Genomic DNA, 26227 nt, shown 5'->3' with positions numbered 1-26227 from the left:
CGGTGACATTCGTTCGGAAGCACGGTGCCTCGGCGTAACTTGCGTGGGATTTCGCTGAGGGTGCCACAACCGCCCCCCAGGCCGAAACCTGAGGGGCGGTGCTTGTGGGGTCAGAGCGTGGGCGCTTCGAAGCTCTCCCACTCGTCCGCAACCGAGGTCAGCGCTTTGAGCATGCCTTCGAGTTCCGAGCGGGTGTCGAAACTGAGGGCGCGTTCACCATCTACACAGATCACGAGTTGCACAACCTCTTCGCCCGGTTCGAACTCCGCAAAGAGCTCGATACGGCCACACATCTCGTTGACCTGACCGAGTCGGCGCCGCATGCTCACGTCGTTATGGGGCCCGCAAACGCACACCTCGGTAGCCCAGGCGGGGATGTTTGTCGCCTCCGGCCAGTGGTCCGCGGCCTCGTCCTCCTTGCGCCGTACCCACGCAGGGCGGTGGTCCTCGATGGTGCTCATGCCACAGCCTCCTGACCGCCAGCCATAGCCCAACCGCGGCGTTCGGCTTGGCGCAGCGCGTCCTCGAATTCCCGGTCATCGGCGATCCGAGCGGGTGGGGCCGTGATGACGGTCGCCTTTTTGTAGTCCACGGCTCGCGCCACGAGCTCGAACAGGGTCATGCCGAGCGCAGTTGCGATCCGGTCCACCTCGTCGAGCGTGTACGGGAATCGGTCCTCAGAGCGACGGATGAATCCGCCGAGACCGAGCCCTGAGTGCTTTGCGAGGTCCTCGGTGGAGAGCCCAGCATCGGAGGCGAGGTCGTTGATCGCCTCCACCACCGCCGACACCGCTGGAGTCGCGACGCGATCAGACTGACAGGGCTTGAGGGCCATCGTGTTGGCGGGCCTAGCCACCACTCTCTCCATTCAGGGCGTCGAGCACACCAGCGGCCAAGAACAGATCTAGGGCCAGGTCTCGAGCCTGTTGCGCGGTCTGGATGTCGCCAGGGAGGTCGCAAGCGATCACGGGTGCGCCCACTGTCGCCCCATGGTCGTGAGAACCGATTAGCACTCCGAAAGGTGAGTCCGGGCGCAGGTCGCATACCGAGAGTCCCTCGTCATCAGCATCACCCCAGGCTCGGTCGGGCACTTCATCGACGCGAGCCTTGAGCCGCACCAGGTCGGCAAGAGTGGACGCAACATCGCGGATTGCCGAGTCGATTGCCGTGCCTTGGTCATCGGCGAAGTGGTTGACGTATCCGTACAGCAGGACCTCGATCGCTTCGTTCGGCACGACCTGGCCGTCTCGCCACTCGAAGTCCTGGCTCGCGGTCACGTCGCCAGCGTCGTACCACGCGTGGCGCCTGATCTGTCCTTCGTGCTGTTCCCACGGCTCGTCCCAGCTCTGAGCCCATGCGGGCAGGGGCGGGTTCTCGGGGGCTGCGACTGTGGCCTCGGCGCTCACTTCGCACCGCTCAGGATCTTTGCAGCCTCGTCGGCTGCGGCGTTGAGGGCGAAAGCGAGGCTTCGCAGCCCAGCGACATCGCGGAACTTGACGCCGAACTCACTGACGAGGATGAAGGTCTCGGCCGCCTGGTCGCCCTGCTGAGGCTCGTGGACGATCTGAGGCGCGAGAGCCACCCTCGTTGGGCCGCTCATGTCATCGGTCTCGTGGTACACCCCGTTGATGGGGCGTCGGTCCAAGTTGCGCACGAACCAACCGGGCTCGCCGTCGAAGTGCTCGTAGTCGACGGCCCAAGCGGGCGCGTCCTTAATGAGGTCTGCTGAGATGGTCATGTCTTCCTCCATGTGTTGAGGCCGGGCGTTTCCCGGCGTACAGTGAGGGTCTCGCCGCGGTCTGACACGGTGACGGTCGCAGCGGAGCGATTAGTCACCAAGTAGGACGGCGCGAGAGCAAAGACGTAAATAGCCTGGTAAAGAATGGTTTGGGGTAGATTCCCGCCATCTCCACCATCCCTGTTGTACAAAGCCCCCGGTTTGGACTAGCCGGGGGCTTTGTCTTGCCCGACGCTGTGGCCTGGTCTTCTGCGCATTGCCGTGGGATCGCGTTCCCTGATGCCTGGGTGTCGTCTCCGCGTGATTTCCAGCACTCACGCACTCAGGGAAACTCGCGGGGCGGCCTCGTCAGCCGAACGTTCGGTACTTGCGGTGCACGGTTTGGCGAGTGACGCCCAAGAAGGTGCCGATCTCGGCCCAACTGAGTCCCTGGTTCCGGGCGCGGCGCACGGCGAGTTCTTCGCGGCCAGCGAGTTCTCGCTTGGCCCTCGCCACGGCACGCAGCTCACCGATGATGCTGTCGTCAAACTGGCCGCCAACTGAGGTCTTCATGCTCGTCAGCATATGCTGACGCAGCTGGCAGCAGGTGTCCGTTCGCCTCCCAGCGAAACGTAGGGTGGATGCATGGAACTTCGCACGCTCGCGCATGCCCCATTCGCCGTCTCCGCAGTAGGCCTTGGCTGCAACAACTTTGGCCGCGAGGGCACGGTTACGGAGACCCAAGAAGGGACCGACGCGGTGATCAACGCGGCACTCGACGCCGGAGTGACCTTCTTCGACACGGCGGACATTTACGGCGGTACCTGGGGGCTCAGCGAGTCGCTCATGCGCACGGCGCTCGCGGATCGCCGCGACGAGGCGATCATCGCCACCAAGTTTGGCCACAACGAGGTGGCCACTCCGCTCGATGAGCTAGGAGCGAAGGGATCGCGCGCGTACCTGCGCGCGGCGGCGGACGCCTCGCGCGAACGCCTTGGCATCGACGTCATCGACGTGTTCCAGATTCACACCCCTGATCCCGCCACGCCGATCGAAGAGACCCTCGCCGCGCTCGCCGAACTCGTGAGCGAGGGCGCCATCAGGGCGTACGGCGCGTCGCAGTTCACCGCGGCTCAGCTCCGCGAGGCGAATGCCGCCGCGGACGCGCTGGGCGTCCCGCGCTTCGCCACGAGCCAAGACCAGTTGAGCCTTGCCGCGAGGGAGGCCGAAGTAGACGGACGCATCGACGCCGCGGTGGAAGGCGGGCAGGGGTACTTGCCGTTCTTCCCTCTCCACAACGGCCTGTTCACGGGCAAGTTCACGCGCACAGAGCGGCCAGGAGACACGCGCATCGCGCGCATTCGCCCGCAGATTGCGGATGACGCCAACTGGGACGCCATGGAGGCCTACCAGGCACTTTGCGATGACTGGGGCATCACGATGCTGGACGCGACCTTTGGCTGGTTCCTCGCGAACCCGGCCATAGCGTCGGTCATCGCGGGGGCGACGCGTCCGGAGCAGGTGGCCGCCAACGCGGCCGCGGGCAAGACGCGTCTCAGCGCAGAACAGGTGGCGCAGATCGACGCGCTGTTCCCCGCGCCACGAGCTGCCTAGGAAGCGTCCTCGACGCGAGCGCGAATCCGCGTACCCCACGGATCTGAGAAGGTGATCTCGCGTCCGTCGTCCTCGATCGCCACCCCAGCGAAGGCGAGGCGAGAGCGCAAGGCGGCCACAGCGTCGGGCGTGGGCAGCACCAAGTCCATGCGGCCAAGGCCAAGCGATGCCGCGCGCGGGCCGGCACCGCGCGAGTTCCACGTGTTGAGCCCCACGTGGTGGTGGTACCCGCCGGCGGACACGAAGAGGGCAGTGCCCATGTCGAAGATCTCGTCGAAGCCCATCACGTCCACGTAGAAGCGCTTGGCGGTGGGGATGTCGCCCACCTGAAGGTGCACGTGACCAACTGACGCGCGCGCAACCGGCGAGGAGAACTCGCCCTCGGTGAGGTGCTGCTCGAGGTAGCCGTTGGCGTCGATGTACTCGGTGCCCATGAGAGGACGGCCGGCGGCGTCGCGCTGCCAATCAGTGCGCGCCCGATCCCAATACAACTCCACGCCGTTGCCTTCAGGGTCATCGAAGTAGAACGCCTTGCTCACCAAGTGATCAGCGCTTCCCGTGTACGAGCGAGGCGCCGCTTGCGCCACGCGCGCCACCGCGGCCGCGAGGCCGGGCTCGGAGTCGAAGAGCACGGCGGTGTGGAACAGCCCGGCGCCGCGACGGTCGAACGCAGGCAGCCCAGCTGACGGGGTGAGAGACATCGTCTCCACGCCGCCGCGGCCAAGCACGTGGGTGGCGCCGTCCTCACGGATGGGCTCCAGCGCAAGCACGTCACGGTAGTACGTGAGCATGGTGTCGAGGTCCTCAACAAGGAGGCGCACGGGACCCATGCGGGTCGCAGCATCTATGGACGACGCAGGGGCGATGGATTCTGGCACGCCAACTGAACGCCCTGTGAGATGCGTTATTCCCTGGCTCGGGGCCGCTGGCGGGGCGATTACGCTGGCGCAATGACCCAACCGGCGATGTCTCTGCGCGGCCTCACCAAGGTCTACGGCACCCTGCGCGCGGCCGACGCGATCGACCTCGACATCCCCGCGGGCTCCTTCTACGGCGTCGTGGGGCCCAATGGCGCGGGCAAGACCACCACGCTGTCGATGGCGACGGGGCTGCTTACGCCTGACGCGGGAACGGTCCACATCCTTGGCATTGACCTCTGGCGACAGCCCGACGCTGCCAAGCCTTTGCTTGGCGTGTTGCCTGATGGGCTGCGCACCTTTGACAGGCTTACCGGGGCAGAGCTGATCTCGTACGCGGGGCGGTTGCGGGGGCTGGCACCCGACGTCATTGCGCCACGCCGCGACGACCTCATCGCCACCCTTGACCTTGGCGGAGCTGCCCGCACCCTTGTCATGGACTACAGCGCGGGCATGGCGAAGAAGATCGCGCTCGCGTGCGCGCTGATTCATGCGCCGCGCGTGCTGGTGCTCGACGAGCCATTCGAGGCCGTGGACCCGGTGAGCGCCACGGGCATTCGCCGCATCCTCATCGACTTTGTCGCTGGCGGCGGCACCGTGGTGATGTCCTCCCATGTGATGGCCCTCGTCGAGCGCCTGTGCACGCACGTTGCCGTGGTCGGTGCGGGCCGGGTGCTCGCGTCGGGTGGCATCGACGAGGTGCGGGGCGGAGCAGAGCTTGAGGAGCGCTTCGTGGAACTCGTTGGCGACGAGCGCGATCACAGAGACCTCACGTGGTTGCGACCGTCGTAGGCCTCCGCCTCACCTCGATGCGCCACCTGCTGGTGCGTGAGTGGTGGCGGTTGCTAATCCTCATCGCCGGTGGCATCTGGATGCTCACCTTGGTGCCAGGGGTGTTGTGGGCGCGTGCCGAACTCAGCGTCACCGATCCGGACGCCCGCACCGTGGCGCTCGCGAGCCTTGGGATTGTCTTTGTGCTGGGCTGGGCGCTCGTCCCGATCCTCGTGGCGGGTGGCGATGACACCCTTGACCCGCGGCGCTTCGCCCCGCTTGGGGTCAAGGCGTCACGCATCATGCCGGGCCTGTTGGTGGCGTCCCTCCTCACTTTGCCTGCGGCGTTCTTCGCATTTCTGTGGCTCTCGCTTGCGTCCAGTTGGTTCTCTGAGGGTGCCGGAGTGGGCGCGTTCGCGCTGTTTGGCGCGGTGGTGCAGACCGTGTCTCTTGTCGCGGTGGCGAAAGTGGTGGCCGCGTGGGCCGCGCGCGTGTTCGCCAATCGTGCCGCGCGCACCGTCGCGCTCGGCGTGACGGCGCTGGTCACTCTCTTCATGGGCTACCTCACGTGGCGCGCCCTCAGCAGAGGCCTCGAGTACCTCTTCGAGACCGAGTTTGACGTTGTCATCGACGCCATCGCGCGCACGCCCCTCGTCTCCGCCCTCACCGCGCCAGAGCGCGCAGCCGCCGGCGACTGGACCTCGGCGTGGTGGCTCATGGGGGCCGCGACCGCATGGGTACTCGTCTTGCTTCTCGCATGGCGCGCCAACGTGGCCTTCGCGCTCGTCACTCCCGTCTATCGCAGCGGTGGCGGCCGTACCAGGCCCGACGCTGTGGTTGGCGCTGGCCGTCACGTCCCCTTCTTGCGCCGCGCGGACCGCGCGGGACCGGCGGGCGCCGTGTACGCGCGCACGGCGAGGGCGTGGCGCTCCGATCCCCGTTACGTGACGGGCCTCATCGCAGCGGTGCTCATGCCCACCGTCTTTGTTGCGGTGATCATCCCGGCGTTTGACCTGGATCCACGCTGGGCATTCGCGGCTCCGTTTGTGTTGGCAACCTCGGTGGGGTGGGGGCGTCACAACGACGTCGCCTACGACTCCTCCGCATTGTGGCTCGACGTCGTGGCGGGCCGGCGGGGTGGTCCCGTGATGCGCGGGCGCTTCGCGGCAGTGGCGATGTGGTCGCTTCCGCTTGTGGCTGTCGCCGGGCTCGTCACCGCGGGCTGGTCTGGTCATTGGGAGCTTGCGCCGGCGGTCACGGGAGCCGCCGTTGGCGCGCTCGGCACGTCGCTCGCGGTGGCGGCGGTCACGTCCGTGCTGTTGCCCTACCGCGTGCCCGCACCAGGGGAGAACCCTTTCGGTGCCGAGGTGGGCACGGTTGGTGCGGGCCTCGTTGGTCAGCTCGCGTCCTCGGCGGCAACGTTCGTGCTGCTGCCGCTCGTGATCGTGCCGTGCGTGCTCGCAATCGTGGTGGACGCGCGGTGGGGGATTGTTGCGGGCCTTGGCGGCTTGGGCATCGGCACCGCCGCATACGTCTACGGGTTGCTCGTTGCCGGGCGGCTCTACGACGCGAGGGCGGGAAAGCTGCTCGCGGCCATCAGTTGATTGCGGGCTACGATGGCCGGATGAGCGAGACGCTTGACCCCCAGCCCCAGTCGCAACCGCAGCGTGACTCTGAACAACGAGGTGGCACGGCCACCATCGAGCGCGTCGAGACGCGCGAGCTGAGCGAGCCCGGAGACGCCGAGCGCTTCTCGCACTACGTGCGCAAAGAGAAGATCCTCGAGTCCGCGATGACGGGCGAGCCCGTCATCGCGCTGTGCGGCAAGGTGTGGGTGCCCGGTCGGGATCCGCAACGCTTCCCCGTGTGCCCCGCGTGCAAGGAGATCATTGACGGCCGCTTTGGTCCGGAAGACGGCGGCGAGTAGCGCGTCCGTTCGGGCGAGTCGCTCGTAGGCTGGTGCCCGTGAGCACCAACAGCGAGTTCGAGACCGAGGGCTCCATAGCCACTCGCCTCGACGATGTGTGGGTCACGATCGTGTGGAACGATCCGGTCAACCTCATGAGCTACGTGACACATGTGTTCCAGACGTACTTCAACCTGACCCTCGAGGACGCGGAGAAGCGCATGCGCGAGGTCCACGAGAACGGCCGCTCCGTGCTCAGTTCCGGACCGCGAGAGAAGATGGAAGTGGACGTGCAGGCCATGCACTCGTACGGGCTTTGGGCCACCCTGCAGAGGTCCGGCGAGTGAGGGGTTTTAGGGCCGACGGCGCGGTCGCCATCGCGGAACTCGACGACGAGGAGCGGCTCGTCGTCGCTCGGATCGTCGCGGACGTGGCGTTGCTGCTCGGCGCCGAACCCTTTGGCTCGGACCATCCCGGCGATAGTTCTCCCGCAGACATTGACATCGATGATCCGTTTGAGCACTTGCGGGGCCTTGAGGAGTCGATCAAGGAGCCGAGCGACCCCGCAATTCTTCGGTTGCTCCCCAACGCCGCGCCTACCGATCGCGAGGCCGCTGACGAGTTTCGCAGGCTCACGGATGGAGAGTTGCGCGCCACCAAGATCCGCAGGCTCCGGCGCATCTGGGAGCAACTGAGCTTCGGCTCGAATGGTGCCAGCGACGAGGAGTGGGTGGTGAACGAGGACGAGGCGTTCGCTACCGCTGCGGCCCTCACAGACGTACGGCTCGTGCTTGCGTCGCGTTTGGGGCTCACTACCGACGACGACGCCGATCGCCTGCACCAAGAGATTGACCTGGCAACGCACGCGCTCGAGACGGACGAGGAAGAGGTGCTGCCCATCGACCACGAGCGCGTGTGGCTCGGCATGCTCTATCAAGCGCTCACCTGGCTGCAAGAGACGCTCGTTGAATACGTGGCAAGACCTAAGGAGACCGATGTCTAGCGCGCCCATTGGCGTCTTTGACTCAGGCGTTGGCGGGCTCACCGTTGCTCGCGCGATGATGGACATGATGCCCCACGAGTCGATCCATTACGTGGGAGACACACTTCACGGGCCGTACGGTCCGCTACCCATCGCCGACGTCCGCAAGCACGCGCTCGCGATCATGGATCAGCTCGTCGACGATGGGGTGAAACTGCTGGTAATCGCCTGCAACACGGCATCGGCGGCGGTTCTTAGGGACGCCCGCGAGCGCTTCGCGAAGGAGCGCGGCGTTCCGGTGGTCGAGGTCATCGTGCCCGCCGTGCGCCGTGCCGCCGCGCTGTCGCGCAACCGTCATGTAGGCGTCATTGGGACCGTGGCAACGATCACGTCTGGCGCCTATGACGACGCACTCGCCGGCGCCCCAGACATCCACGTGACGAGCCAGGCGTGCCCGCGTTTCGTGGAACTTGTCGAGGCCGGAGTGACGTCCGGCCCAGAGGTGGTCACCGTGGCACGCGAGTATTTGGCACCGCTCAGCGAGGCTGGGGTCGACACCGTGATCCTCGGCTGCACCCACTACCCGATGCTCGCGGGAGCCATCGGCTACGTCATGGGCGAAGACGTCACGCTTGTGGACTCCGCAACGGAGACGGCCATCGACGTCTACCGCGCGCTCGCCGCGAATGGCCTTGAGGCGCCAACGGACACCATCCCCGCCCACCGCTTCTTCGCGACGGGAGAGCGTGATCGCTTCGAGGCGCTCGCGCAGCGCTTCCTCGGCCCCGTCGTCACCACCGTGGAGTCGCTGTGAGGCTCACGATCGTTGGCTCCGCCGGGTCAACGGCGAGCCCGGAATCGCCAGCCTCCTGTTACCTCCTCGAGGCCGACGCTGACGGGAGGACGTGGCGACTCGTCCTCGACCTGGGCTCGGGCGCAATTGGCCCGCTGCAGGGCTACTGCAATCCCGCTCGCGTGGATGGCGTGCTCATTAGCCACGGGCACCCGGATCACTGCGCGGACCTTGGCGCCCTGTCCGTGCTGCGCCGCTACGGCCCAGATCGCGACGCGAACCTCCCGCGCCTGAACCTCTTTGGCCCACCAGGAATCGACCGCCGCATCCTCGAGATCGGCGGCGATACCGGGCCGGATGCCACCTACGACGACCTCAGCGAGTTCGACTTCACCGCTCTCCAGCACGGTGCGCGGGTGTCCCTTGGCCCCTTCGACATCACCGCGGCCAAAGCCTTCCACCCCGTCCCCGCGCTCGCATATCGCATCGAGGGACCCTCGCCGTATCAGGGCCGCGCCTCCATGGTGTTCACCGGAGACACCGATCGCTGCTCCGAAGTGGACGATCTCGCGAAGGGCTGCGACCTCCTCCTCGGCGAGGCGGGCTGGGCGCATCGCTGGGAAAACCCGCCTGGTATCCACATGAATGGTGACGAGCTGGGGAGACTGGCCGCAGCGTCGGGCGCCGCCACAACCGTGGTGACTCACATCGCCAGCTGGGTACCTGCTACCGACACGATGGCGCAGGTTCATCAGCACGTCCCGAGTGCCGCGCGCGCCCTTCCCGGGCAGGTCTACGAGTTCTGAAGCCCTAGGCTCGGAGGTATGACGATCACGCGCGCGGATGGCCGCGCTTTCGATGAACTCCGCCCCATTTCCTTCGAGCGCGGCTTCCAGGCCGCCGCAGAGGGCTCGTGCCTTGTGGCGTTTGGCGGCACGCGCGTGCTGTGCTCCGCGTCGTTCACGCAGGGCGTGCCGCGCTGGAAGCAGGGAAGTGGTGAGGGCTGGGTCACCGCCGAGTACTCGATGCTCCCGCGCGCCACCAACACGCGCAACGATCGCGAGTCCGTGCGCGGCAAGATCGGTGGCCGCACGCACGAGATCTCGCGGCTCATCGGCCGTTCCTTGCGCGCGATCATCGACGTCAAGCAGCTGGGCGAGAACACCATCGTCCTTGACTGCGACGTGATCGACGCGGACGGCGGCACGCGCACCGCCGCCATCACCGGCGCGTACGTGGCACTGGCCGACGCTGTGGCATGGGGCCGCGCCAACGGCGCCATTGGTGCTGGTAAGAAGCCGCTGTCGGGTTCTGTTTCTGCGGTGTCGGTTGGCATCATCGACGGTGTCCCGATGCTCGACCTCCCGTACGTGGAGGACGTGCGGGCAGAGACCGACATGAACGTGGTCATGACCGGCACGGGCGGCTTTGTGGAGGTGCAGGGCACCGCGGAGGGCGCGCCGTTCTCTCGCGCCGAGCTGGACGCGCTCCTGGAGCTCGCCACCGCTGGCAACGCCGAACTTGCCCGCCTGCAGGCGCTGGCCTTGGAGGGCTAATGGCGCGCATCGCGCTCGCCACCCACAACGCGCACAAGGTGGGGGAGATCCTCGCGATCCTTGAGCCGTTGGTGCCTTCGCTCGCGGATGGGGACATCGCGTCTGCGGGGGAGTTGGGGGCGCCGTCGCCCGTGGAGGACGGCACCTCGTTCGCCGAGAACGCCCTGATCAAGGCGCGTGCCTTGTGCGCGTCCTCGGGCCTGCCTGCGATCGCGGACGACTCCGGCATCGCCGTGGACATCATGGGTGGAGCGCCGGGAATCTTCTCCGCACTGTGGTGCGGCCGCCACGGGGCAGACGCAGAAAACCTGCAGCTGCTCCTGGATCAGATGGCGGACATCCCGGCCGCTCACCGCGGCGCAGCCTTTGTCTGCGCCGCCGTGCTCGTGAAGCCAGACGGCACCGAAGTGGTGGAAACGGGAACGGTACGTGGGGCTTTGGCGACCACAGCGTCGGGCAGCAACGGCTTTGGCTACGACCCCATCTTCATCCCAGACGGCTACGCGGTGACGAGCGCGGAACTGAGCCCAGAGCAGAAGAACGCGATCTCGCATCGCGCTGCGGCGTTCCGTGCCCTGGCCCCCCACATCGCGGCGACGTTGATTCCCAAGGGTGTCAGTGACTGATGTGACTGGTGCGACTCAAAACAGTGCGCACCGAGTCACAGGCCCCACATCTTTATCTGAGGCCCTTGTTTGTCCACCGCCTACGGCAGCACGCCGCAATACGCAAGGCCCTGCCGCAGCAACACATCTTGGCCATGCGCCATCTCGCCGGATACCTCGGGTGATGCGGCTTCCTCGGGCGTGAGCCACACGATGTCCAGCGCGTTCTGGGAGGGCGAGCAATCGCCGTCAACGGGCACCACATAGGCGAGCGCCACGGCGTGCTGGCGCGAATCGTAGAACGGCGTCACGCCGGGCGTAGGGAAGTATTCGGCGATCGCGAACGGCGTTGGGGACGTGGGCACCTGGGGCAGCGCCACGGAGCCGAGGTCCTTCTCAAGGTTACGGATCAGGGCGTCGCGCACGGTCTCGTGATACATGACGCGGCCCGCAACAAGCGCCCGGGAAATCACGCCCTCGTCAGCGCGCAAGAGCAGCCCAATCTCGGCTACCTCGCCGCGGGGATTAATGCGCACCGGAATCGCGTTCACGTACAGCAAGGGAAGCTCAGAACGCACATGGTTGAGTTCGTTGTCACTCAGCCAGCCTGTTGGCTCTGAAGGCAGTTCGGCCATGTCGGTCATGAGTCTTTTCTACCGCCTCCGCGCGCTGAATTCTCTACGCGCGCCGAGGCGTGACACCCTAGAACGTGAATCATGCGGCGAGGCCGCGAGAGAGGAAACCATGGCAACCGTTGACCTGACCACCGCCACTTTTGACGAGACCGTGAGCCAGGACGGCATCGTGCTCGTCGACTTCTGGGCGGAGTGGTGCGGCCCCTGTAAGGCGTTTGCGCCCATCTACGGCGCTCTGAGCGAGGACAAGCCGGAGATCACCTTCGCCAAGGTGGACACCGAGGCCAACCAAGAGCTCAGCAACCGCTACCAGATCACTGCGATCCCCACGCTCATGGCGTTCCGCGACGGCATCATGGTCTTCAGCCAGCCCGGCGCGCTTCCGGCTCCCGCTCTCCAGCAGCTCGTTAGCGCCGTCGAGGGCCTGGACATGGACGACGTGCGCAAGCAGGTTGCCGCGCAACAGTCCTAACGGCACCACTTTTCTGCCCGACGCTGGGGCCAGTGATGGCCCTGGCGTCGGGTTTTCTTGTGCGCGCTACCGCAGGCTAGAGCCGCGTGGCGGCCGCGACAACGGCCACCACGCCGAGCGCGATGATCGCGCAGGCCGCGACGAGGCCAAGGGTCCGCACCGCCCGCTCGGACACGTTCGCGCCGACGAGGCCGCCCACCACGGCAAGCGCGGACTGCCAGATCAGGGACGCGAGCGCGGTGCATGCGACAAAGACGATGGGCCCGGCAACGGACGTGGTGACGGTTGTCACCACGGCAGAGAGCGCCAAGAAGTACACGATCGTCGCCGGGTTGAGAGCGGTGAGGGCCACGAACCGCCAGTACACAGCGAGCTTGCTGCCGGCCACGACCTCTTGCGTTGATTCAGCGTGCGCGCGGATCGCGGCCACCAACTGGAACACGCCAATCCCGATGATTACCAGGCCAGAGACCAAGGCGAGCGTGGGAAGGGCACCCTCGATAGCGTCGGACAGTGTGGCACCAAGTGCCACCGCGAGCGTGCAGTACAACAGGTCAACCGACGCGGCGCCGGCGCCGGCGGCGAGGCCGTAGCGAACCCCGCGCACCATGCCCTCGCGGAGGATGAGCACGGCGATCGCCCCAACGGGCATCGCGATCGCGAAGCCCGCGGCAAACCCTGCGAGGGCAAGCACCAGCAAGTCATGCGTCACTGGTGCCCCTCTCTCAAGTGCGCGAGGCGGGACTTGAACCCGCACGTCCGAGGACACTGGAACCTAAATCCAGCGCGTATGCCAATTTCGCCACTCGCGCGCGGCATCAAGAATACGGGAGCGTCAGCCAATCCCGAGGTCACGGCGCAACCGCCCAACGTGACCCGTTGCCTTGACGTTGTAGAACGCGTGGGTGACCACGCCGTCGGGCCCGATGACGATCGTGGTGCGAATGGTGCCGTCGATGAGCTTGCCGTACAGGTTCTTCTGCCCCCACGCCCCGTAGGCGTTCTGGATCGCGAGGTCTTCGTCGGACACGAGCGTGTACTGCAAGTGCTCTTGCGCGCGGAACTGGGCGAGCACCTCAGGGGCGTCCTTGGAGATGCCAACGACCTGGTAGCCGTGCGCCTTGAGCGCATCGAGACTGTCGCGGAAGTCACACGCCTGGGTGGTGCAACCAGGAGTCATCGCTGCCGGGTAGAAGAACAGGATGACCGTGGCTCCGCGGTGCTCCGAGAGGCTAAACGTGCTGGTATCTGTTGGAGCGGTGAAGTCTGGGGCGGTGTCGCCGGGCGTCAGGAGGTGGCGGGTCATGGCGCCCAGGGTAGTGGCGTTGGTGACCCGGTTTGAACGCGCGCATTCCGATTTCACACCCCGCCGTCACCCTGCTAAACTTGTATCTCGCTATCAAGCACCTCTAGCTCAATTGGCAGAGCAACTGACTCTTAATCAGTGGGTTCTGGGTTCAAGTCCCAGGGGGTGTACCAAGAAAGGCCCCATCCATACGGATGGGGCCTTTTTCATGCCCGACGGTGGGGCTGGGTTTCGCGTTTGGCTCTCGTTAGCGCCAGCGGCCGCGCCACCACGACGTCTGCGCACCGGCTTCAGCTTGGGCCTCGCGCTCTGCCCTGCCCGCCGCCTCCAGTTGTGCGCGGCGGCGGCGACGGCGCCGTCCCGTGGTGACGATTCGGTACAGCGCTATGCCCAAGAAGATGAAGAAGAACAGCACGAGGATGGGCACGAACAGCGCTACGAGGCATAGCGCCACGGACAGCGCGTCTTCCGCGAACGAGGCGATGGGCGCGCCGGTGCCGCCCGTCGAGGCGTTGACTGCGGGCCGCGCGACCGCCTTGCCGGTGTGCACGCCGAGCGCGAGAAGGGCGCCTGCGATTCCGGCGATCCAGGGATGCTCAAACCAGAAGTCGGACTGCCCCTGTACGTCCGCGGACGCGGTGGCCACGAACATCACGCCGCCAACAACGGGGCGCACCAAGAACTGCAAGAGGTCGTTGATGTGGTCAACACCAGGGATCTTGTCGAGCACGAGTTCGCTCAGCAGTAGCACGAGGCCGATCACGATGACGGGCCACGACTGCAGCCACTCGAGCTCTGGAGGCAGCACGATCACGTCGGTGAAGCGGGCCAACGCGCCCACGAGCACGATGGGGATGAACGCGTTGAGGCCAGACGCCGCAGCAAAGCCGGAGCCGGTCAGCAGGGCGATTGCCCACGCTTCCATCGTTGCCTCCCTCTCGACGCGCGTGATTCAACCACCCACGATAGCGTGGCAAACGGCGCCCGAGAGTCGGGGCCGCGGGGGGAGGAGGGAGCGTCCCATGGGAACTCTCATCGGCACGCTTATCTTTGGCGCAGTGCTGGCAGTCATTGCCTCGCTGATCCAGAAGGGCTCGTCCGGAATGCCGTGGTGGGGCAACTGGATCGCCGGAATCGGCGGTGCGCTGCTCGGCTACTGGATCGCTGGCCTCTTCGGCGTGGACAAGACCGACGGGATCGACTGGATCCGCTGGGCCATCTCGATCGCGGTCGCCGTGATCCTGCTTGGTGTGGGGCGGGCGGTGTTCGCCAAGAAGGTGTAGCGCACACACGACGAAGCCCCCTGGACTCGCGTCCGGGGGGCTTTCGTGTGTGGGGTGTTCGGCGCTACGCGCCTACGACCCCTGCGTCGGCCTCGGCACCGCGAGCAAGCTCGCGTGCACTCGGCCTCCTTGGGGTGGCTAACGGGGCTTGAACCCGCGACCCCCGCGACCACAACGCGGTGCTCTACCAACTGAGCTATAGCCACCATGCGGCCCACGAGTGGGCCAGCGAAAAGTGTACCGTGCCTCGCGCCGGGCCACTAACCCGCGGTAACGCCCGCCGCGGCCGCCTTCGCGGAGTCCGAATCCGGGCCCGGCAGCGGAACCAACACTGTCTCGCGGTAGTACCGCAGTTCGCGAATCGAGTCCTGAATGTCTCCGAGCGCGCGGTGACCGCCGGTCTTGGCGGGCGCCTGGAAGAACACGCGGGGGTACCACCGCCGCACGAGTTCCTTGAGGGAACTGACGTCCACGACGCGATAGTGCAAGTGCGCCATGAGTTCAGGCATATCGCGCTCGAGGAACATCTTGTCCATGCCCACCGTGTTGCCCGCGAGCGGCGCCTTGCCCGCCACCGGCACATGGTGACGCACGTAGGCGAGCACCGTGGCCTGGGCCTCCTCCATGGTGACGCCACCATCGAGGTCGTTGATGAGGCCAGACGTGGTGTGCATCTGCCGTACAAAGTCGCCCATGTTTTCCACGGCCTCAGCGGAGGGCCGGATCACTACGGACACGCCGTCGCCGAGCACGTTGAGTTCGGCGTCGGTGACGAGGCATGCGACCTCGATGAGCGCGTCATTGACGGTGTCGAGCCCGGTCATCTCACAGTCAATCCACACGAGCGCCGTCTCTGACATGTGCCCACTGTACTGGGGCGATGCGGTGACTTTCGCGCCGGGCTTGACACAGCGTCGGGCAGCGTGGTTACTTAGTTACTGAACTAACTAACCAATAAACCGGGAGCGCGAGATGGACGACGGACGGCCGATCTTCCTGCAGATCGCCGAGCAACTCGAGTCGCAGATCATCGACGGCTCGATGCGCGAGGAGGCCCAGGTGCCGTCCATCAACGACCTCGCGGCCTTCCACCGGATCAATCCGGCTACGGCGCTGAAGGGAATCAACCTGCTCGTCGACGCGGGGATTCTCTACAAGCGCAGGGGCATAGGGATGTTTGTGGCGGAGGGCGCGCGGCAGCGGCTCGTCGACGCGCGCACCAGCGGCTTCCACGACGAGTATGTGCGCCCACTCGTGGCGCAGGCCAAAGCTCTTGGCATCACCCCAGGCCAACTCATACAGATGATCGGAAGGGAGGCGGAATCGTGACCGCCGTCATCGAAGTACAGGGACTTACCAGGCACTATGGCAAGGTGAAGGCCGTCCAAGACGCCACCTTCCGCGTGGAAGAGGGCGCCATCTGCGGCCTGCTTGGGCGCAACGGCGCAGGCAAGACAACGCTCATGCGCCTCATCACGGGCCAAGAGTTCGCCTCGACGGGCACCATCAGGGTGTTCGGCGAGAACCCCGTGGAGAACGCCTCCGTGCTGGCCCGCACGTGCTTTGTGCGGGAGTCGCAGGTGTACCCGGACAGCTTCCGCGGCAAGCACGTATTGCGCGCGGCCGCACACCTGTTTCCCAACTGGGATGGGGCATATGCCGCGAGGCTTGCGGAGGAGTTCAGGGTGCCGCTCGATCGCCGCATGAAGAAGATGTCGCGGGGCCAGCGCTCCGCGGTTGGCGTGATCGTTGGGCTGGCATCGCGAGCGGAACTCACGCTTCTCGATGAGCCTTACGCCGGCCTCGACGCGGTGGCGCGGCAGCTGTTCTACGACCACCTGCTCGCGGACTACAGCGAGAACCCGCGCACCATCATCTTGTCCACACACCTCATCGACGAGGCCTCCAAACTCCTCAGCCACGTGCTCGTCGTTGACGGGGGCGAGCTGCTCATCAACGCCGATGCCGACGACCTGCGCGGCACCGCCGTCACGCTCGTCGGCGGGCACGCGGCGGTGGAGGCGTTCGCGCAGGGCCGCGAGGTCTTGGGCTGGGATTCCGTAGGCGGCATCTCTTCGGTGACACTCACCGGCCTGTCCGAGGCTGACAAAGCTCGGGCAGTTGGCTCTGGTTTGGAGGTGGCACCCGTGTCACTGCAGCAACTCATCGTCAGCCGCACGCGCGGCACCATTCAGCCTGAGGAGGCACGCTCATGACCGCAGTCACCGTTCCCGCCATGCGTCCCGCCTCGGCGCACACGTCGTGGCACCGCATCGTCACCACCGCTCGCGTGCACGCGGCAAACCCGTGGACCATCATCTACTCGCCGTGGCTAATTTTGCTGGCGGTCTTTGGGCTCAACTACGCCATCTGGCAAGCGATCCTGATCGCGGCAGACGGCAAGCCGCTTCCCGATGCCGCGTTCACACAGAACGGCGGCGTCTCGTGGGTGTTTGTCTACATGCTCGTGGTCGCGGTGCAGGCGATGAACCAGACCTTCAGCTTCGTAGTGGGCTTGGGCGCTACGCGGCGCGACTACTTCGTTGGCAGCGCCGCAACGTTCGCCGCACTGTCCGCGATGTATGGCGGCGGAATCGCATTGCTTGCGTTGGTGGAGCGTGCCACCGACGGATGGGGAGTGAACGGCGCGTTCTTTGCTCCGTGGGGGCTCAGCGAGATCCCCGTGTGGGAACTCGCGGTGATCTACACGCTGGCACTGCTGTTCATGTTCTTCGCGGGTTCCGCCGTTGCCGCGGTCTTCGTGCGCTGGGGCTCCACCGGACTCGTGATGTTCTTCGTCGTGCTTGCGCTACTCATCGTGGCCGTGGTCTTTGCGCTCACGACCACGGAGTCGTGGACCGCCATTGGCACCTTCTTCACCACCAATTCGCTTCTTGCGGTGTCGTTGTACTCCGTGCCGGTGACGCTCGCCTGCGCGCTCGTGGGATGGGCGCTCATGCGGCGCGCAACACCGAAGGGTTAGGCGACGTTGGGGCGCTGCGAGAAGTCCGCACGTGTGTAGGGCTTGGGCCAGTAGTCCAGCTCCTCGCCCAGCTCGTGCGCCACGCGCAGCGGCAGGTGTGGGTCGCGCAAGAACTCGCGGCCAACAAATACCGCATCCGCATCGCCTGACGCGATGACCTGCTCCGCCTGGTGGGCTCCCACGATCTGGCCCACGGCTCCCGTGGGGACGTGGGCACCAGTGCGCACCGCGCTCGCGAACCGCACCTGGTAGCCGGGTGACGTAGGGATGTGCACTCCCGCGACGAGGCCGCCGGATGACACGTCGACGAGGTCGGCTCCGGCCTCCTTGGCCCATTCCGACACCGCGACGGTGTCGTCGATCGTCCAGCCGTCGGGCTCTGACCAGTCCGTGGCAGAGAGCCGCACGAAGACGGGAACTCCCTCTCCGGCCTCGGCGCGAACCGCGCGGATCACGGCGAGCAACAGCCGGGCCCTGTTCTCGAGCGAGCCGCCGTACTCATCCGTGCGCGTGTTGCTGAGGGGCGACAGGAACTCGTGGAGCAAGTAGCCGTGGGCGGCGTGCACCTCGAGGACGTCGAAGCCTGCGTCGAGCGCGAGGCGAGCAGACGCGGCCCACGCGGCGGGAAGTTGCTCGATCTCGTCCGCCGTGAGTTCGCGTGGATCTGCATAGCCGGGGAAGGCGATAGGCGAGGGGGCTACGGCAGTCCACCCGCCGTCGGGCAGGGGAACGGAGCCCTTGCCGCTCCACTCGCGGTGCGTGGAGCCCTTGCGGCCCGCGTGGGCCAGCTGGATGCCAGCCTTGGCGCCCTGGCTGTGGATGAAGTCGACGATGCGCGCCCACGAGTCGCGCTGCGCCTCGTCCCAGATTCCCGTGCACCACGGGGTGATGCGGCCCTCAGGGACCACGCCGCTCGCCTCGGCCACGATGAGGCCCGCGCCGCCGCGGGCGAAGCTGCCGAGGTGCACGAGGTGCCAGTCCGTGGGGACGCCGTCTTGGTCCTCGCATGAGTACTGGCACATGGGGGAGACCCACAGACGATTGCGGAACGTGACGTCCCGAATGGTGAAGGGGGTGAACAGGGCGGTTGTCATGTAGGCATCCTCTCGCGGCTTGCGCCTTGCTCAAACCACGGGCCGCGGTGATCTGTTCCCGGGCGCCGTCGCTGGTAGTGAGGTGCAAATGTGAGCGCAGAATGTGAGCGATAACGGAAATCCGACCAACGAAACGATTCGAAGGCCCATCCAGGCGTAATCTGAACGGGGAGCGTTACAGAACTGTGACCTCTCTCGACTTGCGTGAGCGTTAAATGTTAAGGCTAATATTCGGTTACGAGCCATCCCGGTGGCTCGGTGGGAAGCACACCCGAGAGGCCACACGGCCCAAGCCAAAACAAGGAGGTTTTGGGAATGAAGAAGCGCATGTTCGCGACTCTCGCGCTTGTGGGAGCTGCGGCGCTCACGATCGCAGGGTGCTCGTCCGATGCGGACCCGAGCGACTCTGCAGCACCCGGCGGCGGCGGCGGCGATGGAGACGTGATCTCCGTCGGTTTCGCTCAGACCGGTTCTGAGTCCGGTTGGCGCAGCGCCAACACGGACTCGATGAAGGAGGCCTTCTCTGCGGAGAACGGCTTCGACCTCACGTTCAACGCGGCGGACAACGACACCGCGGCTCAGATCGCGGCGGTCCGCAGCTTCATCAACCAGGGCGTTGACGCCATCGTCATCGCGCCCATCGTGTCCGATGGTTGGGATGACGTGCTGCAGGAGGCGAAGGACGCGGGCATCCCCGTGATCCTCGAGGACCGCACGGTGTCCGCATCTGACGACCTGTACGCCAGCTGGGTTGGTCTTGACTTCAAGAAGGAAGGCGTCATGGCGGGCGAGTGGGCCGCCGAGCAGTACGGCTCCACCCCCACCAAGATGGTGGTTCTTGAGGGCACCACGGGATCCGCCCCCGCGAATGACCGCGCTGCGGGCTTCGACGAGGCGATTGCCGGCACGCAGATCGAGAAGATCGACTCGCAGACGGGTGACTTCACCCGTGACGGCGGTAAGGCCGTGATGGAGGGCTACCTCCAGAAGTACGGCGTTGACGGCATCGACCTGGTGTTCGCCCACAACGACGACATGGCGCTCGGTGCCATTGAGGCCATTGAGGCGGCGGGCGGCAAGCCCGGCGAGGACATCCACATCATCTCGATCGACGCGGTCCACGACGGCATGCAGGCGCTCGTCGACGGCAAGATCAACTTCATCGTCGAGTGCAACCCGCTCCTCGGTGACCTCGCTGCGGGCCTCGTCAAGGACGTGCTCGCTGGCAAGGACGTGGAGAAGAAGGTCTACGTCTCCGACCAGACGTTCACGCAAGAGCAGGCGGCGGAAGTCATCGACTCCCGTCCGTACTAAGCCCTTCGCGGTTCAGAACGGTCCTCACGCGAGCGTCGCGGGGGGTTGCCACCTGGCAGCCCCCCCGGCGCTCGCGCCACAGCACACAAGAAGGTAAGAGTCGTGACTGACACCACGGACAACGCTGTCCAGCCCGTCGTCGAGATGCGCGGGATCACCATCCAGTTCCCAGGCGTGCTCGCCCTGGACAACGTGGACTTCACTTTGCGCGCGGGCGAGGTGCACTCGCTCATGGGGGAGAACGGCGCGGGAAAGTCCACACTCATCAAGGCGCTCACTGGGGTCTACGCAATCGACGCAGGCGCCATCACGGTGAGCGGCGAGCATCGGGAGTTCAAGTCCACCGCTGACGCGCAGGCCGCGGGCATCTCCACCGTGTATCAAGAGGTCAACCTCTGCACAAACCTCACCGTTGGCGAGAACGTCATGTTGGGCCACGAGCCGCGCAAGCTCCGCGGCATCGACTGGGCGGGCACGCACAGGGAGGCGGCCGCGCACCTCGCGGACCTGGGCCTCGACATCGACCCTCGCTCGATGCTCTCGAGCCACTCCATCGCCATTCAGCAACTGGTCGCCATCAGCCGCGCCATGGTGCTCGATGCCCGCGTGCTCATCCTCGACGAGCCCACCTCAAGCCTTGACCGCGGAGAGGTAGAAGCCCTCTTCGCCGTCGTTCGCGGTCTGCGCGACCGCGGCGTCGCCATTCTCTTCGTCAGTCACTTCCTTGACCAGGTCTACGAGATCGCGGATCGCATCACCGTGCTGCGGAACGGCAAGCTCGTGGGCGAGTACCCGGTCGCGGAACTGCCGCGCGACCAGCTGGTCACCAAGATGATTGGCCGTGCGATCGACGAACTCGAATCGCTCTCGAGCGCCTCTGAACGCGCTATCGACCGCTCCGGCACCCCGGTGCTCAAGGCGGAGGGAATCGGCAAGCGCGGCTTTATCGAGCCGGCGGACCTGGACGTTTACCCAGGCGAGGTTCTCGGCTTCGCGGGATTGCTTGGCTCTGGGCGCACCGAGCTTGTTCGCCTCCTCTACGGCGCGGATAGGGCCGACGCTGGCTCACTTGAGGTTGCTGGCAAGCCTGCCAAGATCACCTCGCCTCGGCACGCGATCGATAACCACATCGCGTTCTCGTCTGAGGACAGGCGCGGCGAAGGTATCGTTGGCGATCTGACCGTGGCCGAGAACATCGTGCTTGGCATCCAGGCTCGAAAGGGCTGGGTACACAAGATTCGCAAGGCGGAGCAAGACGCGATCGTCTCGGACTACATCACTGCCCTCGACGTGCGTCCGGCCAACCCCAACGCGCTCGCCAGGAACCTCTCCGGTGGCAACCAGCAGAAGCTGCTCTTGGCGCGTTGGCTCGCTACTGCGCCGTCGCTACTTATCCTCGACGAACCCACGCGCGGCATCGATGTGGGAGCCAAGGCAGACATCCAGCGCAAGGTCGCCGAGTTGTCTGAAGCCGGGCTGTCTGTCATCTTCATCTCGTCAGAGCTCGAAGAGGTGCTTCGCATTGCGCAGCGCGTGGTGGTCTTGAGAGACCGCAAGCGCATCGGAGAGTTGGACTCCAGCGCGGTGGACCTCGACGGGCTCGTGGACTACATCGCGAACGAAGGTAAGGGAAGCGCAGCGTGAAGAACCTCCTGAAGCATCGGCTGTTCTGGCCGACCACGGCGCTCGTGGTGCTCGTTGCCATCAACGCCATTGCCCGCCCGGCCTTCATCAAAATCACTGTGCGCGATGGCGAGCTCTACGGCGCACTCATCGACATCCTGCGCAACTCCGCGCCCCTCATGCTCGTGGCGCTCGGCATGACCATCGTCATCGCCACCAGGGGCATCGACCTCTCCGTTGGCGCGATCATGGCGGTCTCCGGTGCCGTAGCGCTACAGATCATCGCTGGCTCCGAAGACCCGGACAACCTCGGTGTGGTCGCCGTTGCCGTTGTGGCGGCCCTCGTGGTGTCCCTGTTGCTTGGGGCGTGGAACGGACTGCTGGTGTCGGTGGTGGGGATTCAACCCATCATCGCCACCCTTGTGCTCATGCTCGCCGGCCGCGGAGTCGCGCTGCTCATCACAGATGGCTTCATCACCACGGTGAATTCCGAGCCCTACGAGTTCATCGCCTCCGGCTACCTGTTCATGCTCCCGTTCGCCTTCTTGCTCGCCATGACGATCGTCGCGATCGTTGCGGTTGTGGAACGGCGCAGCGCGCTCGGCGTGCTCACGGAGGCGGTGGGCATCAACCCAGAGGCGAGCCGCCTCGCTGGCGTTCGCTCTCGCGGCATCATTTGGGGCGCTTACATCGTGAGCGGCATCCTTGCTGGCATCGCGGGCATCATCTACGCGTCCAACATCAAGGCCGCCGACGCGAACGCGGCAGGTAACCTCATCGAGCTTTACGCGATCCTCGCGGTGGTGCTTGGCGGCACGTCCCTCATGGGAGGCAAGTTCTCGATCGCGGGAACGGTCATCGGAGTGCTGTTTATCCAGACACTGAAGTCAACGGTGCTCTTCCTCGGCATCTCCTCCGACCAAAGCCCAGTCTTCTTCGCGCTCGTGGTGATCGTGGTGGTGCTCATCCAGTCCCCGCAGCTCCATAAGTGGGCGCGGTCCCTCAAACGCTCAACGCCCAAGGCGGGCGCCCCTCGTGACGTGGAGGTCGCGGCATGACAACGCTAGAAGCGACCCCCCAGACCGTGGGAACCACCCTCGGCGAGCGGTACCGCACCTTCATGAGCCGCCACGCGTCGCTCATGCCCACGTTTGCCGCCATCGCGATCCTCATCGTGATCTTCGTTGGCGCCCAGATCTACTTTGGCAACTTCATCACGCCGCGCAATATCTCGGCGCTGCTGCTCGACAATGCCTACCTGCTGATCCTTGCCGTGGGAATGACGTTCGTGATTGTCACGAGCGGCATCGACCTCAGCGTCGGTTCCGTCATGGCGTTCACGGGAATCTGGCTCGCCAAGCTCCTCGCAGACGGCGTATCCGCGGCGATCGCGATTCCCGCCATCCTGGTGGGAGGCGCGCTCATCGGTCTGCTCATCGGTGTGCTGGTCCAGTACTTCGACGTCCAACCATTCATCGCCTCACTAGCCGGGCTCTTCCTTGCGCGCGGACTCGCTTACATCGTGAGCCTGTCCTCAATTCGCGTGGACAACGAGGCGGTGCTGTGGCTGCAATCCACGCGGTGGCGCCTTGGCGACTGGTACATCACTCCCACGGGCGTGCTTGCCTTGCTCATCGTGGCGATCGGCGCGTTCGTCATGCAGTTCACCCGCTTTGGCAGGACCATCTACGCGATCGGCGGCAACGAGCAGTCGGCGCGGCTCATGGGCCTCAACATCGCGCGCACCAAGGTTGCGGTGTACGTGATCTCTGGCGTGTGCGCCGGGCTAGCTGGCCTCGTGCTCACCGCCTACTCGGGAGCCGGGTATCCGCGGTTCGGCATCGGCACGGAGCTGGATGCCATCGCCGCCGTCGTCATCGGCGGCACAGTCCTCACGGGCGGCAGGGGGTACGTCCTCGGCTCGATGGTGGGCGTCTTTGTGTACGGCACGATCAACACCGTGATCTCGTTCATGGGTGCCGAGCAATCGTGGACGCGCATCATCGTCGGCCTCCTGCTGCTCGTGTTTATCGTGGTTCAGCGCGCGATCGTGGCGCGAGCGGAGCGACGCTGACCGCCCTGCTTGCTGCACTGGTCCACGTGACACCTAGATAATGCTCACGTGGACCAGCCGCAGCCGCTTCTAGAGCTCACCGACGCAACGGTGTACTTTGGCGCGGACGCGGCCATCGATCACGTCAGTTTCCGCATGTTTCCAGGCGAGGTGCACTCGCTCATGGGAGAGAACGGTGCGGGAAAGTCCACGCTCATCAAGGCGATCACGGGCGTCAACCGGCTCGACACCGGCGTGTTGCGACTCGACGGCGAAGAAGTGCACCTGCACTCGCCCGTTGACGCTCTGCACGCGGGCATCAGCACGGTCTATCAAGAGATTGAGTTGCTCCCCAACGTCTCGGTGGCGGAGAACATCTTCCTTGGACGCGAGCCGCGCCGCTTGGGCCTTATCGACGCGAAGCGCATGCGAGCGCACGCACACGAGGTGCTCGCCGACCTCGGGCTCGAGATTGACCCCGGATCGCTGCTCGGGTCCCATTCGGTCGCCGTGCAGCAACTCGTGGCGATCGCGCGCGCCATCTCCACCGATCTGCGCGTGCTCGTTCTCGACGAGCCAACCTCAAGCCTCGATGTTGACGAGGTCGCGGAGCTCTTCAGGGTGATCCGCGAGCTCAAACAGCGCGGCGTCGCGATCCTCTTCGTCAGCCACTTCCTCGACCAGGTCTACGAGATCTGTGACCGCGTCACCGTGCTCAGGGACGGCAAGTTCGTGGGCGAGTACCTCACGCGCGAGCTTTTGCGCATCGACCTCGTCCACAAAATGCTTGGCCACAAGGAAACGGAACTGAAGTCCAGAACCCGGGCCCCAGCGTCGGACGTGGAAGGCGACGAACCCTTCCTTACCGCTCGAGGGGTGAGCACGGGACGTGGAATTCACGCGGCGGACGTCGACGTGTTCGAGGGCCGCGTGCTTGGCGTGGCCGGGCTGCTCGGTTCCGGACGCACGGAACTCGCACGCGCGATCACCGGGGTGGATCACCTCCACACTGGCGTGATCGTGGTGGCGGGAGAGAACCAGGCGTACACGAGCCCGCGCAAGGCGCTCACGCAAGGCATCGCGTACTCGTCGGAGAATCGCCGCACGGAGGGCATCGTCGCCGAGTTGAGCGTGCTCGAGAACATCGTGCTCGCGGTGCAAGCCGACCGCGGCATCTGGCATCGGATGCGTCCCGCTCGCCAGCGCGAGCTCGCCAATAGCTGGGTCGAGGCGCTCGGGATCAGGCCCGCGGACCTTGACCGGCCCGCGGGCACGCTCTCTGGAGGCAACCAACAGAAGGTGCTGCTGGCTCGGCTGCTAGCGCTCGCGCCGCGGCTGCTCGTGCTCGACGAACCCACGAGGGGAATCGACATCGGCGCCAAGGTGGAGATCCAGAACCTCGTGAGCGAGCTTGCGGACAACGGCCTGTCCGTGATCTTCATCTCCGCGGAACTCGAAGAGGTGTTGCGCGTGAGCGACCGCGTGGCGGTGCTTCGCGACGGCCGCATCGTCGACACGGTGCCCGCGGGCGAGGCCACGGTCGATTCGGTGCTCGCGATGGTGGCGCGCTCGAGCCAAGACGAGGACGACGAGTGAGCGACGACAAGACGCCAAAGGCCGCGAACATCTTTGATGTCGCGAGGCTCGCCGGCGTGTCCCACCAGACCGTCTCTCGCGTACTCAACGGCCTGCCCAACGTGCGTCCTGCTACTAAGGAGCGCGTGGAGCAGGCGATCGCCCAACTGCGCTACAGCCCGTCCCCAGCGGCTCGCGCGCTCGTCACGCGCCGCACGCGCACGATTGGCCTTATCACTCCTGGTATTTCCGACCACGGGCCTGTGTCGATCGCGATGCATTTCAACCTCGCCGCCCGCCTCGCGCGCTATTCGGTGGACACCGTGAGCCAGGTGGATTCGGATCCCGAGACCGTACGCACCGCCGTAGAGGGCCTCTTGCGTCAGCGCGTCGATGCCATCGTGGCTGTGGTCACCGATTTTGGCGTGCTGGAGTTGGTTCGCGGCCTCGACATCACCATTCCCCTTGTTGCGTCCGCGTCAACGGCCCGACGCTCGCCAAGGGTGGTCTCGATCGATCAGTATCGCGGGGCACGGGCCGCGGTACGGCACCTCGCGGAGCTGGGCCACACGAGGATCCACCACCTAACGGGCCCCAACGCCGCCACGGACTCTGCGGAGCGCATTCGTGGGTGGCGCGATGAGCTCTCCGCGCACCGCCTCGAGGCGCCTGACCCGATTGCAGGCAACTGGACCGCGGAGAGCGGCTATCGCGTGGGGCTCACGCTTGACCTTGAGCCGGGTGCGGCGGTCTTCGCCTCGAATGATCTGTCTGCGCTTGGCCTGCTCTCCGCGCTGCGCGAGCGCGGGCTCCGGGTGCCAGAAGACGTATCCGTCGTTGGGTTTGATGACGTTCCGGAAGCGGCCTTCTTCTACCCTCCGCTCACGACTGTACGCCAGGACTTCGCGGCACTTGGGCGCCAGCTCATGCAGAAGGTTTTGCTCGCTCTGGAGGAGGGTGACATGGAGACGATGGACACTCCGCTCCCTACGGAGCTCATCGTGCGCGCGTCCACCACGCAACGCTGA

General features: G+C 65.8%; 33 protein-coding genes and 3 tRNA genes. 22 read left to right on the top strand and 14 right to left on the bottom strand.

Going from position 1 to position 26227, the window contains the following annotated elements:
• Positions 1 to 110: 110 nt before the first annotated feature.
• The 5 genes from QM618_RS02870 to QM618_RS02850 all read right to left on the bottom strand — a co-directional run bounded on the left by QM618_RS02870 (position 111) and on the right by QM618_RS02850 (position 2290).
• Positions 111 to 461, bottom strand: a complete 351-nt coding sequence (locus tag QM618_RS02870; RefSeq protein WP_428094719.1) for a hypothetical protein — start codon at positions 459 to 461, stop codon at positions 111 to 113.
• Entirely contained in the window at positions 458 to 856 is a 399-nt protein-coding gene (locus QM618_RS02865; protein ID WP_428094717.1) for a hypothetical protein, read from the bottom strand. Before QM618_RS02865 ends, QM618_RS02870 begins: the two co-directional genes overlap by 4 nt.
• Positions 849 to 1406, bottom strand: a complete 558-nt coding sequence (locus QM618_RS02860; RefSeq protein WP_428094715.1) for a hypothetical protein — start codon at positions 1404 to 1406, stop codon at positions 849 to 851. The genes QM618_RS02865 and QM618_RS02860 overlap by 8 nt, the downstream gene beginning before the upstream one ends.
• On the bottom strand, positions 1403 to 1738 hold the full coding sequence (locus QM618_RS02855) for a hypothetical protein (protein WP_428094713.1): 336 nt from the start codon (positions 1736 to 1738) through the stop codon (positions 1403 to 1405). The genes QM618_RS02860 and QM618_RS02855 overlap by 4 nt, the downstream gene beginning before the upstream one ends.
• Positions 1739 to 2086: 348 nt before the next feature.
• Complete coding sequence (locus QM618_RS02850; RefSeq protein ID WP_428094711.1) at positions 2087 to 2290, bottom strand: hypothetical protein; 204 nt, start codon at positions 2288 to 2290, stop codon at positions 2087 to 2089.
• Between the two features lie 72 nt (positions 2291 to 2362).
• Here QM618_RS02850 and QM618_RS02845 point away from each other — a divergent pair, with 72 nt between their 5' ends.
• Complete coding sequence (locus QM618_RS02845) at positions 2363 to 3331, top strand: aldo/keto reductase (protein ID WP_428094709.1); 969 nt, start codon at positions 2363 to 2365, stop codon at positions 3329 to 3331.
• Here the strand turns inward: QM618_RS02845 and QM618_RS02840 are convergent.
• A complete protein-coding gene (locus QM618_RS02840) occupies positions 3328 to 4209 on the bottom strand; it encodes a VOC family protein (protein ID WP_428094707.1) in 882 nt (293 codons plus the stop codon). The two genes, QM618_RS02845 and QM618_RS02840, sit on opposite strands and share 4 nt — an antisense overlap.
• 72 nt (positions 4210 to 4281) lie before the next feature.
• On the opposite strand from QM618_RS02840, the gene QM618_RS02835 reads away from it, so the two are divergent.
• From QM618_RS02835 to rdgB, 9 genes are read left to right on the top strand one after another with little or no spacing between them, the layout of a single operon-like run.
• Entirely contained in the window at positions 4282 to 5040 is a 759-nt protein-coding gene (locus QM618_RS02835) for an ABC transporter ATP-binding protein (RefSeq protein ID WP_428094705.1), read from the top strand.
• Positions 5022 to 6623 carry a hypothetical protein gene (locus QM618_RS02830; protein WP_428094703.1) on the top strand — a complete coding sequence of 534 codons (1602 nt, stop codon included), beginning with the start codon at positions 5022 to 5024 and terminating at the stop codon, positions 6621 to 6623. Before QM618_RS02835 ends, QM618_RS02830 begins: the two co-directional genes overlap by 19 nt.
• A 20-nt stretch (positions 6624 to 6643) precedes the next feature.
• A complete protein-coding gene (locus QM618_RS02825) occupies positions 6644 to 6946 on the top strand; it encodes a DUF3039 domain-containing protein (RefSeq protein ID WP_428094701.1) in 303 nt (100 codons plus the stop codon).
• 32 nt (positions 6947 to 6978) lie between these two features.
• The gene (gene clpS / locus QM618_RS02820) at positions 6979 to 7272 is read left to right on the top strand and encodes an ATP-dependent Clp protease adapter ClpS (protein WP_428094699.1); all 294 of its coding nucleotides are present in this window, start codon (positions 6979 to 6981) and stop codon (positions 7270 to 7272) included.
• Complete coding sequence (locus tag QM618_RS02815) at positions 7269 to 7928, top strand: DUF2017 family protein (protein ID WP_428094697.1); 660 nt, start codon at positions 7269 to 7271, stop codon at positions 7926 to 7928. Before clpS ends, QM618_RS02815 begins: the two co-directional genes overlap by 4 nt.
• Positions 7921 to 8721, top strand: coding sequence for a glutamate racemase (gene murI, locus QM618_RS02810; RefSeq protein ID WP_428094694.1), 801 nt, complete (start codon positions 7921 to 7923; stop codon positions 8719 to 8721). Before QM618_RS02815 ends, murI begins: the two co-directional genes overlap by 8 nt.
• The gene (locus QM618_RS02805; RefSeq protein WP_428094691.1) at positions 8718 to 9506 is read left to right on the top strand and encodes an MBL fold metallo-hydrolase; all 789 of its coding nucleotides are present in this window, start codon (positions 8718 to 8720) and stop codon (positions 9504 to 9506) included. Before murI ends, QM618_RS02805 begins: the two co-directional genes overlap by 4 nt.
• 18 nt (positions 9507 to 9524) lie before the next feature.
• The gene (gene rph / locus QM618_RS02800) at positions 9525 to 10256 is read left to right on the top strand and encodes a ribonuclease PH (protein ID WP_428094689.1); all 732 of its coding nucleotides are present in this window, start codon (positions 9525 to 9527) and stop codon (positions 10254 to 10256) included.
• Complete coding sequence (rdgB, locus tag QM618_RS02795) at positions 10256 to 10882, top strand: RdgB/HAM1 family non-canonical purine NTP pyrophosphatase (protein WP_428094687.1); 627 nt, start codon at positions 10256 to 10258, stop codon at positions 10880 to 10882. Before rph ends, rdgB begins: the two co-directional genes overlap by 1 nt.
• An 80-nt stretch (positions 10883 to 10962) precedes the next feature.
• Here the strand turns inward: rdgB and QM618_RS02790 are convergent, their stop codons facing one another.
• Positions 10963 to 11505: an NUDIX hydrolase family protein gene (locus QM618_RS02790; protein WP_428094684.1), complete on the bottom strand. Its 543-nt coding sequence runs from the start codon at positions 11503 to 11505 to the stop codon at positions 10963 to 10965.
• Between the two features lie 100 nt (positions 11506 to 11605).
• On the opposite strand from QM618_RS02790, the gene trxA reads away from it, so the two are divergent.
• On the top strand, positions 11606 to 11968 hold the full coding sequence (trxA, locus tag QM618_RS02785; RefSeq protein WP_428094681.1) for a thioredoxin: 363 nt from the start codon (positions 11606 to 11608) through the stop codon (positions 11966 to 11968).
• Between the two features lie 76 nt (positions 11969 to 12044).
• Here the strand turns inward: trxA and QM618_RS02780 are convergent, their stop codons facing one another.
• The 3 genes from QM618_RS02780 to bcp form a co-directional block, all read right to left on the bottom strand.
• Positions 12045 to 12680, bottom strand: a complete 636-nt coding sequence (locus QM618_RS02780; protein WP_428094679.1) for a LysE family transporter — start codon at positions 12678 to 12680, stop codon at positions 12045 to 12047.
• 18 nt (positions 12681 to 12698) lie between these two features.
• Positions 12699 to 12780: transfer RNA gene (locus QM618_RS02775), tRNA-Leu, on the bottom strand.
• 23 nt (positions 12781 to 12803) lie between these two features.
• On the bottom strand, positions 12804 to 13274 hold the full coding sequence (gene bcp, locus QM618_RS02770) for a thioredoxin-dependent thiol peroxidase (RefSeq protein ID WP_428094677.1): 471 nt from the start codon (positions 13272 to 13274) through the stop codon (positions 12804 to 12806).
• 97 nt (positions 13275 to 13371) lie between these two features.
• Between bcp and QM618_RS02765 the strand changes: the two genes are divergently transcribed.
• Positions 13372 to 13447: transfer RNA gene (locus QM618_RS02765), tRNA-Lys, on the top strand.
• Between the two features lie 74 nt (positions 13448 to 13521).
• Here QM618_RS02765 and QM618_RS02760 read toward each other — a convergent pair.
• Positions 13522 to 14199: a DUF4126 domain-containing protein gene (locus tag QM618_RS02760; protein ID WP_428094675.1), complete on the bottom strand. Its 678-nt coding sequence runs from the start codon at positions 14197 to 14199 to the stop codon at positions 13522 to 13524.
• Between the two features lie 97 nt (positions 14200 to 14296).
• On the opposite strand from QM618_RS02760, the gene QM618_RS02755 reads away from it, so the two are divergent.
• Positions 14297 to 14557: a GlsB/YeaQ/YmgE family stress response membrane protein gene (locus QM618_RS02755; protein WP_428094673.1), complete on the top strand. Its 261-nt coding sequence runs from the start codon at positions 14297 to 14299 to the stop codon at positions 14555 to 14557.
• A gap of 130 nt (positions 14558 to 14687) precedes the next feature.
• Here QM618_RS02755 and QM618_RS02750 read toward each other — a convergent pair.
• Positions 14688 to 14763 (bottom strand) — tRNA-His (locus QM618_RS02750).
• Between the two features lie 54 nt (positions 14764 to 14817).
• Positions 14818 to 15417, bottom strand: coding sequence for an oligoribonuclease (gene orn / locus QM618_RS02745; RefSeq protein WP_428094671.1), 600 nt, complete (start codon positions 15415 to 15417; stop codon positions 14818 to 14820).
• Between the two features lie 112 nt (positions 15418 to 15529).
• Here orn and QM618_RS02740 point away from each other — a divergent pair, with 112 nt between their 5' ends.
• The 3 genes from QM618_RS02740 to QM618_RS02730 are packed head-to-tail and all read left to right on the top strand — an operon-like array spanning position 15530 to position 17540.
• Positions 15530 to 15886: a GntR family transcriptional regulator gene (locus QM618_RS02740; RefSeq protein ID WP_428094669.1), complete on the top strand. Its 357-nt coding sequence runs from the start codon at positions 15530 to 15532 to the stop codon at positions 15884 to 15886.
• Positions 15883 to 16773, top strand: coding sequence for an ABC transporter ATP-binding protein (locus tag QM618_RS02735; protein ID WP_428094667.1), 891 nt, complete (start codon positions 15883 to 15885; stop codon positions 16771 to 16773). The genes QM618_RS02740 and QM618_RS02735 overlap by 4 nt, the downstream gene beginning before the upstream one ends.
• Complete coding sequence (locus tag QM618_RS02730; RefSeq protein ID WP_428094665.1) at positions 16770 to 17540, top strand: ABC transporter permease; 771 nt, start codon at positions 16770 to 16772, stop codon at positions 17538 to 17540. Before QM618_RS02735 ends, QM618_RS02730 begins: the two co-directional genes overlap by 4 nt.
• On the opposite strand, the gene QM618_RS02725 is transcribed toward QM618_RS02730, so the two are convergent.
• Complete coding sequence (locus tag QM618_RS02725; RefSeq protein ID WP_428094663.1) at positions 17537 to 18634, bottom strand: NADH:flavin oxidoreductase/NADH oxidase; 1098 nt, start codon at positions 18632 to 18634, stop codon at positions 17537 to 17539. The two genes, QM618_RS02730 and QM618_RS02725, sit on opposite strands and share 4 nt — an antisense overlap.
• A gap of 315 nt (positions 18635 to 18949) precedes the next feature.
• Here QM618_RS02725 and QM618_RS02720 point away from each other — a divergent pair, with 315 nt between their 5' ends.
• From QM618_RS02720 to QM618_RS02695, 6 genes are all read left to right on the top strand, one after another.
• Entirely contained in the window at positions 18950 to 19948 is a 999-nt protein-coding gene (locus tag QM618_RS02720; RefSeq protein WP_428094661.1) for an ABC transporter substrate-binding protein, read from the top strand.
• Positions 19949 to 20092: 144 nt separating this feature from the next.
• On the top strand, positions 20093 to 21592 hold the full coding sequence (locus QM618_RS02715) for a sugar ABC transporter ATP-binding protein (RefSeq protein ID WP_428094834.1): 1500 nt from the start codon (positions 20093 to 20095) through the stop codon (positions 21590 to 21592).
• The gene (locus QM618_RS02710) at positions 21589 to 22629 is read left to right on the top strand and encodes an ABC transporter permease (RefSeq protein WP_428094659.1); all 1041 of its coding nucleotides are present in this window, start codon (positions 21589 to 21591) and stop codon (positions 22627 to 22629) included. Before QM618_RS02715 ends, QM618_RS02710 begins: the two co-directional genes overlap by 4 nt.
• Positions 22626 to 23645 carry an ABC transporter permease subunit gene (locus QM618_RS02705; protein ID WP_428094657.1) on the top strand — a complete coding sequence of 340 codons (1020 nt, stop codon included), beginning with the start codon at positions 22626 to 22628 and terminating at the stop codon, positions 23643 to 23645. The genes QM618_RS02710 and QM618_RS02705 overlap by 4 nt, the downstream gene beginning before the upstream one ends.
• Positions 23646 to 23693: 48 nt before the next feature.
• A complete protein-coding gene (locus QM618_RS02700) occupies positions 23694 to 25220 on the top strand; it encodes a sugar ABC transporter ATP-binding protein (RefSeq protein ID WP_428094654.1) in 1527 nt (508 codons plus the stop codon).
• Positions 25217 to 26227 carry a LacI family DNA-binding transcriptional regulator gene (locus tag QM618_RS02695; protein WP_428094652.1) on the top strand — a complete coding sequence of 337 codons (1011 nt, stop codon included), beginning with the start codon at positions 25217 to 25219 and terminating at the stop codon, positions 26225 to 26227. Before QM618_RS02700 ends, QM618_RS02695 begins: the two co-directional genes overlap by 4 nt.

Origin of the sequence: Demequina sp. (assembly GCF_049841215.1) — a bacterium.
GTDB lineage: Bacteria > Actinomycetota > Actinomycetes > Actinomycetales > Demequinaceae > Demequina.
This window is presented reverse-complemented; position numbering and strand designations above follow the sequence as displayed.